General features: G+C 46.6%; 8 protein-coding genes. 4 read left to right on the top strand and 4 right to left on the bottom strand.

Going from position 1 to position 9,377, the window contains the following annotated elements:
• Positions 1-1,448, top strand: a 1,448-nt coding sequence (locus NI455_RS13175; protein ID WP_253114576.1) for an electron transfer flavoprotein-ubiquinone oxidoreductase, incomplete at its 5' end; no start/stop codon positions are given.
• 163 nt (positions 1,449-1,611) lie between these two features.
• On the opposite strand, the gene tusA is transcribed toward NI455_RS13175, so the two are convergent.
• Entirely contained in the window at positions 1,612-1,872 is a 261-nt protein-coding gene (gene tusA / locus NI455_RS13170; protein WP_004729361.1) for a sulfurtransferase TusA, read from the bottom strand.
• A gap of 201 nt (positions 1,873-2,073) precedes the next feature.
• On the opposite strand from tusA, the gene NI455_RS13165 reads away from it, so the two are divergent.
• Together NI455_RS13165 and lnt are read left to right on the top strand one after the other, a co-directional pair.
• Complete coding sequence (locus NI455_RS13165) at positions 2,074-2,913, top strand: CorC family transporter (protein WP_004278564.1); 840 nt, start codon at positions 2,074-2,076, stop codon at positions 2,911-2,913.
• The gene (lnt, locus tag NI455_RS13160) at positions 2,910-4,469 is read left to right on the top strand and encodes an apolipoprotein N-acyltransferase (RefSeq protein ID WP_253114573.1); all 1,560 of its coding nucleotides are present in this window, start codon (positions 2,910-2,912) and stop codon (positions 4,467-4,469) included. The genes NI455_RS13165 and lnt overlap by 4 nt, the downstream gene beginning before the upstream one ends.
• A 154-nt stretch (positions 4,470-4,623) precedes the next feature.
• Here lnt and NI455_RS13155 read toward each other — a convergent pair whose 3' ends face one another.
• The 3 genes from NI455_RS13155 to gspF form a co-directional block, all read right to left on the bottom strand.
• The gene (locus NI455_RS13155; protein WP_253114570.1) at positions 4,624-4,959 is read right to left on the bottom strand and encodes a hypothetical protein; all 336 of its coding nucleotides are present in this window, start codon (positions 4,957-4,959) and stop codon (positions 4,624-4,626) included.
• 284 nt (positions 4,960-5,243) lie between these two features.
• Positions 5,244-5,678, bottom strand: coding sequence for a type II secretion system major pseudopilin GspG (gspG, locus tag NI455_RS13150; protein ID WP_085064955.1), 435 nt, complete (start codon positions 5,676-5,678; stop codon positions 5,244-5,246).
• 79 nt (positions 5,679-5,757) lie between these two features.
• The gene (gspF, locus tag NI455_RS13145) at positions 5,758-6,963 is read right to left on the bottom strand and encodes a type II secretion system inner membrane protein GspF (RefSeq protein WP_253114568.1); all 1,206 of its coding nucleotides are present in this window, start codon (positions 6,961-6,963) and stop codon (positions 5,758-5,760) included.
• A gap of 150 nt (positions 6,964-7,113) precedes the next feature.
• Between gspF and NI455_RS13140 the strand changes: the two genes are divergently transcribed.
• Positions 7,114-9,336: a primosomal protein N' gene (locus NI455_RS13140; protein ID WP_253114567.1), complete on the top strand. Its 2,223-nt coding sequence runs from the start codon at positions 7,114-7,116 to the stop codon at positions 9,334-9,336.
• The last annotated feature ends 41 nt before the right edge of the window (positions 9,337-9,377 follow it).

The following is a 9,377-nucleotide window of genomic DNA, read 5'->3' as shown; positions in this document are numbered from 1 at the left end:
AAACCTTCTTCCTGCTTTCAGATGAAAAATCACAGGAAGCACCGCACTGGATGGTGCCTAAAACCATGCATAACGATGGCAACTATGTCATTTCACTGGGCAATGTGGTGCGCTGGTTAGGCCAGAAAGCAGAAGAACTGGAAGTGTCGATCTTCCCGGGCTTCGCAGCCTCTGAGATTCTTTACCATGAAGATGGTAGCGTAAAAGGCATCCAAACCGGTGATATGGGTATCGGTAAAGATGGCGAACCAACGCATAACTTTACTCCAGGTTATGAACTGCATGCCAAATACACCATTTTTGCTGAAGGCTGTCGTGGTCATTTAGGTAAGCGTTTAATCCAGAAGTTCAACCTGGACAAGGATGCGGATCCACAACATTACGGTATCGGCATTAAAGAACTCTGGGAAATCGATCCTGCCAAGCACAAACCGGGTCTGGTCATGCATGGTGCCGGCTGGCCGCTTTCTGAAACTGGTTCTTCAGGCGGATGGTGGCTCTACCACGCCGAGAACAATCAGGTGACCCTGGGCATGATCGTGGATCTTTCTTACACTAACCCGCATATGTATCCGTTCATGGAAATGCAGCGCTGGAAAACCCATCCTTTAATCAAGCAGTATCTGGAAGGTGGTAAGCGTATTTCTTATGGTGCGCGTGCTGTGACCAAAGGTGGTTTTAACTCGCTGCCAAAATTCACCTTCCCGGGTGGCTCGTTAATTGGGGATGATGCCGGCTTCCTGAACTTTGCCAAGATCAAGGGCTCACATACTGCGATGAAATCCGGCATGCTCTGCGGTGAAGCGGTATTTGAGGCGATTGCGGCCGGTGTAGAAAAAGGCGGTGATCTGGCGGTGGCACGTGTTGTAGAGGGTGAAGATTTCTTTGTGAAAGAACTCACCGCATATACCGACAAGTTTAACAACAGCTGGCTAAAAGAAGAACTCTATAACTCGCGTAACTTTGGTCCGGCAATGCACAAGTTCGGTCAATGGATCGGGGGTGCCTTTAACTTCATCGACCAGAACGTATTTAAAGTGCCTTTTACCTTGCATGATCTGGTTCAAGACCATGCTGCGCTAAAAACCCAGGCAGCTGAAAGCTTCAAGCCGACCTATCCAAAACCGGATGGCAAGCTAACCTTTGACCGTCTGTCTTCAGTGTTTGTATCGAATACCGTGCATGAAGAGAACCAGCCAGCACATTTGAAACTCACCGATGCTTCAATTCCGGTGGAAGTCAACCTGCCGACATGGGATGAGCCTGCACAGCGTTACTGCCCGGCGGGGGTCTATGAGATTATGGAAAATAATGACGGTTCAAAACGCTTCCAGATCAATGCAGCCAACTGTGTGCACTGCAAGACCTGTGACATCAAGGATCCGTCCCAGAACATCACATGGGTAACACCGGAAGGTGGTGGTGGTCCAAATTACCCGAATATGTAAGGTAATCATCAGATAAAAAATAAACCCGCTTTTAAGTGGGTTTATTTATGGATAAATATTAATAATTTCAGTTCCTGTCCATTCATCTATTTAATTAAGCAGATTTTTGAAATTTTATTTTCTAAATAAGACAAATGTTTGAGCTCATCAGCCCTTGGTATTTTTAGCCACCTTTCTTCACTAAATAATGAAATTCTTTATTGCCATTTTCATCCAGACGTTCTTCCTGCAAGAGCAACTCATGCCCCAAATGCATACAGAATTTTGGAATATCCCACGACGTTGAATTATCCGTGGCAAACACCTCAACTACATCACCTGCCTTGGATTTACGGATCGCCTGATGCAACATCATTACCGGCTCAGGACAACGCAAACCTCGGGTATTCAATTGCAGACTTGGAATAATTTCAGTTGGGGACATCGATAGACTCAGGATGGAAAGACCGTCATATTTTAGCATAAAGCTGCGATTACATTGCTGCTTTGCATACGTGGCCAGTTTTAAAATCAGCGCTGACTCACGCGATCAAGACTGTGCATCATATTTACAATAGACAAGCGTATTTTCTGCGGTATGATAAAACCACGTTTTTTTAGATATTAAGAGTCTTCAGGAAAAATCATGCACGAGGAATCAGGCCCGTCGTGGGGTATGCGCGGCTTACGCAAATGGCTGGGAACTGCACCCGAAACTCGCGACGAACTGCTAAAATTAGTACAAGATTCACGTCGATTTTTAGAACCCGATACTGTTGCCATGCTTGAGGGCGTTCTTGACCTCCCGGCAACCAAAATTCGTGAAGTCATGACGCCTCGCACGTCCATGATCAGCTTACAGGAAGATGACCAACTGCTGGATATCCTGCATGTACTGGTCGAGTCTGCGCATTCACGTTTTCCGGTATTTTCATCCGATCAGACCGATAATGTAGTCGGCATTCTATTGGCCAAGGATTTATTGCCTTTTCTGACTGAACCGACGGCCAAGGTCGATATTCGCGCGCTCATGCGTCAACCTTTGTTTGTTCCGGAAAGTGCCCGCTCCGATCAGGTGCTGCGCATGTTAAAGAATACCCAGACGCATATTGCGGTGGTGATTGATGAATACGGTACGACTTCGGGTCTGGTGACACTGGAAGATATTCTGGAAGAAATTGTCGGTGAAATTGAAGATGAACATGACAATGCTGACGAAGAAGCATACTACATTGTTCCGGATAACGACCCGACTACCGCCAATACCTGGGTAGTCCAAGCCCTGACTCCGATTGAGTATTTCAATAATATGCTGGATGCGACTTTCCCTGATGATGAAGTGGAAACCATGGGCGGCTTGTTATTACAGGAAATTGGTCTGGTGAGTGACCTTGAAGGTCAAACCATTGAACTGGAAAACTGGCAATTTACCATTCTTGAGGCGGATTCACGCTCTATTCATCTAATTCGAGCCGTGCGCCAATGAGAGCGTATTTCGATAAGCTGTTGAGTTCGTCTCAACAGCAAAAACCTTTGCCGCTAATCTATCCTGTTTTAATTGCCTTATTTGCAGGTGCTATCTTTAGTTTGGCACTAGCCCCTTATCATTACTGGTGGCTGGCGATTCTGTCTCCAGCACTGCTCTATGCTTGCCTGCGCGGACGTAGCGCAAAACAGGCCTTTGGCATTGGCTGGGCTTATGGAATTGGCTTGTGGTTTGTCGGCGCATTCTGGCTGTATACCTCAATTCATGTCTATGGCGATACCAGTGCATTTCTCAGCGTCGTGATGATCCTGATTATGGCGCTGGTGATGGGTCTGTTTAGTGCCGTTCAAACGTTTGTCTATCGCCGCTTTTTCCCGGAAACACCTTTAACCTTTGCTCCGCTCTGGGTGCTGTTTGAATGGTCCAAGACCTGGGTCTTTACCGGATTCCCATGGCTGTTTGCTGGTTATGCCTTTACCGAACGCTACCTAGATGCTTATGCGCCATTATTCGGGGTGTTTGGGGTATCTTTCGTGGTGATCATTCTGGCCTGTGCGCTGGTTGAGATCCTGAATAGACGCCTGTTCTGGGCCATTCCTTCCGCCATCTTGTTACTTGGTGCCTGGGGCGCAGCACAGCTGACGTTTGTTGAGCAAAAAAATCAAAAGCCTTTAACGGTTTCCCTGATTCAGGGCAATATTCCGCAAGACTTGAAATGGCTAACTGAATATCAGGTAAAGACCTTATTGATTTATGCCAATTTGAGTAAAACCGAATGGGGTCGCGATCTGATCGTCTGGCCGGAATCTTCAATTCCCATGTTCCAGACTGATATTGAAGCCTTTCTGGAGGCCATGAAAGTACAAGCTGAAAAATCGGGTACGGCCTGGGTGACCGGCATTCCGTATTGGGATTTAGCAGAATCACAGGCTGCGGGTTATCCAAAATATTACAATAGCATTATGGCCAGCGGAGATGAGTCTGATGGGCTATACAAGAAGCAACGACTGGTTCCTTTTGGCGAATATATTCCCTTATCAGGCTGGTTGAGCTGGGTATTGCCAGGTTTGCAGAATGATCCTTCCATGAGTGGCTTTACCCGGGGTGCAGATCATCAAAAACCATTGAATGTGAAAAATCATCCATTGGGTTCTGCAATTTGCTATGAAGTGGCTTACCCGAATTTGACCCGCCGTAATGCCGGTCAAAGTGATTTTCTGGTGACCGTGTCTAATGATGCCTGGTTTACCGGCACGGCAGGACCGTTACAGCATCTGCAAATGGTGCAAATGCGTGCTAAAGAAAATGGCCGCTGGTTTATTCGGGCGACCAATACTGGTGTGACTGTGTTTATTGATCACAATGGTCATATTGTGAAAAAAGCTCCGATGGATCAGGAAGCAGTATTACGTGGCGAACTTCCAGCCATGCAGGGTGAAACGCTGTATATGAAACTCAGCGATTGGCCAGTGATGATCTTCTCGGTTCTGCTTTTGCTTATGGGATGGCGCTTCCGTCCACGCAAAGTGGATGTCAGCTTTAAGTCGAGAAGATAATTTCTTCAAGTCCCCCTTTTACAAAGGGGGACTTAGGAGAATTCCTGCATATAGCATTTTATCAATCCCCCTAAGCTCCCTTTACGAAAGGGAGGAACATTCAAGGCAATAAAAAACCGAGGTCAATGCCTCGGTTTTTTCATCTCTTTAAAGCTTAAAACTGTATAGCCAGATAACACAACATACTGGCAAGAGACAGCATCGGTACATGACGATAGATCTGAACCAGTGTCTGCTCAAATACTGAACCTTGTTCGGCTTGAATGCGAACTACACTTGCGTTTAATGCTGACCAGAAACACAAGGCCAATAAAGTACTCATCAAGCTAATGGCAAAGAAAGCCACCATAATCTGACTGCTACCTTCGGTGCTTTGCCATAAATGAACGATACCCTGACTGATCGGCAGCATGCTTAAAACCAGAAGAACAGATTTCAGCATCGACCAATGAAATTGATTGATTTCATCCCCTAAGATTAATGCTTTCATGTACTTCTCCGTTGGCGAGTCAAGTGCCATTCAGATCATTATGAGCTTTTTTAAATAAATAGAAAGTGTATGTTTATTCATATTTTACGAGAATTGTAATAGATAAATATGGGAATAATTCTTATTATAACTTGCATATCGTTTTTATTATTTCATTATAATAAATATCATTAACTTACATTATATTTGATAATTAAGAGTTATTATCACTTCACTTCGTATTGAAATAGCCTATTCAGTGAAGTGATATATGCCATCTATCGAGAATTTATAATGATTCTCAATTAAGGCTGATAATAAATATCGGCATCTGTTCCTTCACCACCCGATTGACCATCTGCACCAAATGAATACAGATCGAAGTTGCGACCATCGGTACCCGGAATCACATATTGCAGTTCATTATCCCAGCTGTCTTTTGGAAAACCGCCTTTGACATAGCCGCCCGGCACCCAGTTTTTTGCAGTCGCTGGCTGATTCACCAGTGCATCCAGACCACCTTCCTGCATACTTGGATACTTGCCATTGTCCAGCTTGTATTGATCCAGTGAACCTGCAATGCTCTGCAACTTGATCACGGTGGTATCTACTTTGGCCTTTTCACCGCGTCCCATCACGTTCGGAACGATCAGCGCAGCAAGCACACCAAGAATAACAATCACCACCATGACTTCGATTAACGTAAAGCCCGTCTGTTTATTTAATTGATTCCTTTTCATTCAATCTCTCTCATTTATTTGCATCATTCAGAATTTCCACTTGAATCTTGATCACAGCAAAATTCTAAGCGGTTTCTGTTTAAATCATATTATTCATATTCACAATTGGCAGCATGACCGCAATCACAATCACCAGAACGATACTGGCCATCAGTACCAGCATTAAAGGTTCCAACAAGGCCAGTAAAGTTGAAATCAGGGTAGTCACTTCGCGATCCTGCATCTGTGAAGCACGTTCCAGCATACGGTCCAGTTCACCGGATGCTTCACCACTTTTGATCATTTGTACCATCATCGGGGGGAAATAACCACTGCGTTCCAGTTGGGTTGCCAGGTTGCCACCTTCAGTGACTTTTTCCGCTGCCAGATTGACAGAATCCCGGATCACCCAGTTGTTACTGACTGCAGCACCAATGCGCAGCGCATCGACCAGCGGCACGCCAGACTGGGTCAAAATGGATAAAGTACTGGCAAAACGTGCGGCATTAATTCCGCGTGACAATTTGCCGAATAAAGGTAATTTTAAGGTCAGACGGTCAAAGGCATAATGCCCGGCGGTAGTTCTTAAAAATCGGATTAATAAGAAAATCCCTAAAGCACCACCGATCAATAAAAATGGCCAGGCAATGCGGATAAAATCGCTGGCTTTCATCAAGGCCACGGTAATCCAGGGCAAGGCGTCTTTACTCTGATCAAAAGTCTTGACGATATCCGGCACCACATAGGTCATCAGCCCCATCACAATCGCAAAGGACATCAGCATCAGAATAATCGGATAGATCATTGCACCTTGAATTTTTTTCTGCATGGCAAACCGGTTTTCGGTATAGTCAGCCAACTGATCCAGAATCAGGTCCAGATGTCCGGAACGTTCACCGGCAGCAATTGTGGCAATATACAGTTCAGGAAACCGTCCGGATTGCTGCAGGCCCTGCGCCAGACTATGCCCTTCCAGCACTTTTGAGCGCACTGACATCAGCAGGTTTTGTACATGGACTTTTTCGCTTTGCTTGCCAACAGCACGGATGGCTTCTTCCAATGGAATCGCGGCGGCGACTAGCACGGACAGCTGCCGGGTCATGAGAGCCAGATCATAGGCGGTAATACTTTTTTCAAACCATTTTCGACGATGCTGCTGGTCTTTTTTTTCAACAGGATCAACAGAGACAGGAATAAGTGCTTTATCCCGTAATTGTTGCCGGATCTGACGTGCAGAATCCCCCTCCAGCACGCCTTTTTGCTGCTTTCCTGAAGCATCAAGCGCAATAAACTGATATGCAGGCATTGTAATGCTCTAATTTTCCAAAATTTTGCTCAACGCTGTTGCGTCAGACCACCGAAATCATTCATATTCTTTGATATAAATTATCTACTCACTCTAACATAATCGAACTTTAAGCACGACGAAATTTCTTCAGGATCTCCACCCCAAGATATGCAAAATTCCCACACCGATTTAAGTCCAATTTATCGCGTACGCGTTGCTGTACCTGTGCATGTATTTGATTGTTTTGATTACACGATGAGTGCAGAGCAATTTAAACAGGCGCAGATTGGCGCACGTGTACTGGTGTCGTTTGGTCGGCAGAATCTGGTCGGGGTGATTATCGAAAAACTCTCGGCAGACACTCCTCTCGATCCACGCTTTAAGCTTAAAGCTGTGACCGAACTGCTCGATGAACGCGCCATTATAGATAGCAAAGTTTTAAGTTTGTTGACATGGTCAGCGCAGTATTACCAGTTCCCGATCGGTGAAGTCGTCCACAGTGCCCTGCCGACCCTGCTGCGTCAGGGCAAGCCTTATAACCTGCTGGCCCGCACCTGGAAATTACTGGACCCTGATGCCGAAGCCAAAGTACGCCGTTCAGACAAGCAGCAGGAAGCCTACCGGATTTTAAAACTGCATCCGGTCGGGACTACTGAAAATGTGCTGAATATGGCCGGGATTGAAACCGCAACCTTAAAAGCACTGGAGAAAAAAGAGATTTGTGCCTGTGTACTGGAGCCACAAGATTTCAGTCTGCAGCCGATGCAGCTAGCACAAATGCCGCTCACTGCCAATCCTGAACAAAAACATGCAGTCGAACAGGTATTAAAATATCGTAATCAATATCAGGCTTTTTTACTGGATGGTCTGACCGGTAGCGGTAAAACTGAAGTGTATTTGCAGATCATGGAGCAGGTACTGAAACAGGGCAAACAGGTGCTGGTGCTGGTGCCGGAAATCGGCCTGACGCCGCAAACCATCAGCCGTTTTCAGTCCCGTTTTCATTGCCATATTGCGTTGCTGCATTCCGGGCTGAATGATTCCAAACGGCTACAAGCCTGGCAGTCGGCGGAAACCGGCAAAGCCTCAATCGTACTCGGTACACGTTCTGCCATTTATACCCCGATGCCGAATCTGAGCCTGATCATTCTGGATGAAGAACATGACCTGTCCTTTAAACAGCAGGAAGGCTTCCGCTATCATGCCCGCGATGTCGCCCTGTACCGCGGCCATTTACAGCAATGTCCGGTAATCTTAGGGTCAGCCACACCAAGCATTGACAGTTATGCGCTGGTGCAACATGGCAAGATGCAGGCACTGGAGCTGAACCAGCGTGCCGGCACGGCCTTGATGCCCAAAATCCATATTCTGGATTTAAAAGTTGCGCAAAAAAAGCATGGGATTAGCCTGCAATTGATTCAGGACATCAAAAAGCGCCTGGAGAAAAAAGAACAGGTGCTGATTTTTTTAAACCGCCGTGGCTATGCCCCCGTCCTGCTGTGTGGCAGCTGTGGCTGGCAGGCGAAATGTCCGCACTGTGATGCCAACTTCACTGTACACCGCCAGCCTTATCAGCATCTACATTGCCATCACTGCGGTACTATTCACCGTATGCCGGAACACTGCCCACAATGTCAGCATCAGGAACTGATTACACTGGGTATGGGCACCGGCAAAGTCGAAGAGCATCTGAATGAGCTCTTTCCGGATTTTGAGGTGATTCGGGTCGATCGCGATTCCACCAGTCGGGTCGGCAGCTGGCAAAAAATCTATGACAAGATTCAGAAAAGCGAACCTGCCATTTTGCTTGGCACCCAGATGCTGGCCAAAGGCCATCATTTTCCTTATGTGACGCTGGTGGCGATTCTGGATATCGATTCCGGTCTGCTCAGTGTGGATTTCCGTGCTACTGAACGGACTGCACAACTGATTGTGCAGGTGGCAGGCCGCGCAGGCCGTGGTGAACATAAGGGTGATGTTTACCTACAGACCCTCAGACCTGATCATGCCCTGCTGAATACCCTGGTCAATGAAAATTATCGCGTATTTGCCCAGCAAACCTTAAAAGAACGGCAGATGGCCAGAATGCCGCCCTACCGTTATGCCATCCTGATTCGCTGTGAATCCAAGGATCAGGCACAAAATACCGAATTCTTACAGAAACATGCAGCACTCCTCAGGCAATATCCTGATCTGGCGCTGGACATCTGGGGACCAATTCCTGCGCCAATGGAACGTAAGGCCGGACGCTATCAGTCGCATATGGTGCTATTGTCAGCGGATCGTCCACGTTTGCATTACTATGTGCGTAGCTGGTGGCAAAACATGCTGCAGGACAAACCTTCTAGCATGAAGCTCACGCTGGACATCGACCCTCAGGAACTGAGCTAAAAGATATTGCGCCTGAGGATCGATCTGGAATACGAAACTGC

The sequence above is a fragment of the Acinetobacter lwoffii genome (assembly GCF_024129435.1).
Lineage (GTDB): Bacteria > Pseudomonadota > Gammaproteobacteria > Pseudomonadales > Moraxellaceae > Acinetobacter > Acinetobacter lwoffii_F.
The sequence above is the reverse complement of the archived record's forward strand: the minus strand, read 5'-3'. Positions and strand labels throughout refer to the sequence as shown.